This window comes from Paenibacillus forsythiae T98 (genome assembly GCF_000520735.1).
GTDB classification, from domain to species: domain Bacteria; phylum Bacillota; class Bacilli; order Paenibacillales; family Paenibacillaceae; genus Paenibacillus_AQ; species Paenibacillus_AQ forsythiae.
The window spans coordinates 1-1,463 of record NZ_ASSC01000649.1; the positions used below are offsets into that span (position 1 = coordinate 1).

A 1,463-nucleotide genomic window follows, 5' to 3' on the forward strand; every position below is an offset into this window, starting at 1 on the left:
GCCAGAGCCGGAGCCCTTCTATATGTCCGAAATGGGGAGGCATGATCCGCTCACGGGACTGCCGAACCGGACGGCTCTTGACGACTATTTGGCTCATGCCGTGAACAAGGCCAAGCGCAACCGCTCGACACTGAGCTTCCTGTACCTGGGACTCGACGGCTTCAAGAAGGTGAATGAGACGCTGGGGCATAGATCAGGCGACAAGCTGCTGCAGCAAGTATCCTTCCGTCTGTTGGAATCGACCCGGGAGAATGAAATGGTCACCCGTATAGGCGGAGATGAGTTCGTGGTCATCCTGCACACTTCGGCGGCGAAGCCGATGCAGGAGGCCGAGGTTGTCGCCAAACGCATTATCGACAAGATCAACCAGCCATTCTCGATCGACGGGGAGGTTGTGCATGTCGGCTGCAGCGTAGGCGCCGCGGTCTGGAGTCCCGAGAACCAGGACACAAGCGAGATATTGCGTCTGGCGGACGATGCTCACTATATTTCCAAGCGGAGCGGCAAGAACCGGATTACTTTTGAGACCGCCGTATAGGTCCAGGGGATAAACACCCAGACGAATCCAAGGATAGCGGAATAAGATATGTCGTACGCTACTTTTGAAGGAGGAGTTTCAAATGGGTGAAGTTGCGGGCTACGGATGGGGCACTTCGACAGGCACGGTTCTCGTATTGTTTATTCTGCTTGTCATTATTACCCGTACATTCTGCGTATACTAAGAACAGCCTGAGCCGTTCAACAGATGAAGAGTATATGAGAAAAAAGCGCCTCACACCGTCATCGGGAGAGGCGCTTTGCCACGTGCGCCCAGCATGGGCGGCATGAATCCATCACTGACTTTGGCCGCTTCTTCGAATTCATACCGGATGCGTAACCGAAGGCTTGCTGAGCAGCGTGTTCTTCCAGGCGCTGTATGCTTCCCAAGCCTTGCCGCCGTCCAGAAGATCCTTGCAGGTGTAGACGCCCTCCTCGATGGAGTCGACCCGGCCGGCCAAATGCAATCGGACAGCGCTGTTAAGCAGGACTTGATTGTAGAATGCCAGGTGGCCGCCGCCCCGCAGTACGGCTTCCGCAGTCTCCAGCTGAAGACGGGCGTTCCAGGCGAGCTCCGGAACGGGAGTGTCCAGTCCCAGCGCCTCGGGGTCTATAATGTCCAGACCAGAGTCGCCGTTCTCTACTGTGTACACCCGGGTGGGACGGTCGATATGCAGATCTTCCGACCCTTCGGGCCCTTGAACGATCAGGGCTTTGCGGTAGCCAAGCTTGATCAGAAGTCTCGCAAGGCGGTCAAAGACCGTATTATGATAAATGCCAAACACGATGAACGGGGAGCAGGTGTAATCAACCAGCTTCTCCACCGTATTCAGAATGGTCCGCATGCCGATCTCCTCGCGGATTCCCCGGATACGCCCGAGCGGCGGGCACCACTCCTCGGAGCTTGCATACAGCACGCCGCTGCG

Annotated in this window: 2 protein-coding genes and 1 pseudogene; 2 read left to right on the forward strand and 1 reads right to left on the reverse strand. The window is 56.6% G+C overall.

Features of this window, described 5'->3' with window-relative positions; all coding sequences use genetic code 11:
• Together L692_RS0120145 and L692_RS0120150 are read left to right on the forward strand one after the other, a co-directional pair.
• Positions 1 to 538 (forward strand): GGDEF domain-containing protein (locus tag L692_RS0120145; RefSeq protein ID WP_025701848.1); only part of this gene is annotated, 538 nt, incomplete at its 5' end.
• 82 nt (positions 539 to 620) lie between these two features.
• The gene (locus tag L692_RS0120150; RefSeq protein ID WP_025701849.1) at positions 621 to 722 is read left to right on the forward strand and encodes a hypothetical protein; all 102 of its coding nucleotides are present in this window, start codon (positions 621 to 623) and stop codon (positions 720 to 722) included.
• 138 nt (positions 723 to 860) lie between these two features.
• Here L692_RS0120150 and L692_RS0120155 read toward each other — a convergent pair.
• Positions 861 to 1,463: pseudogene (locus tag L692_RS0120155) on the reverse strand (anthranilate phosphoribosyltransferase); the annotation flags it as partial.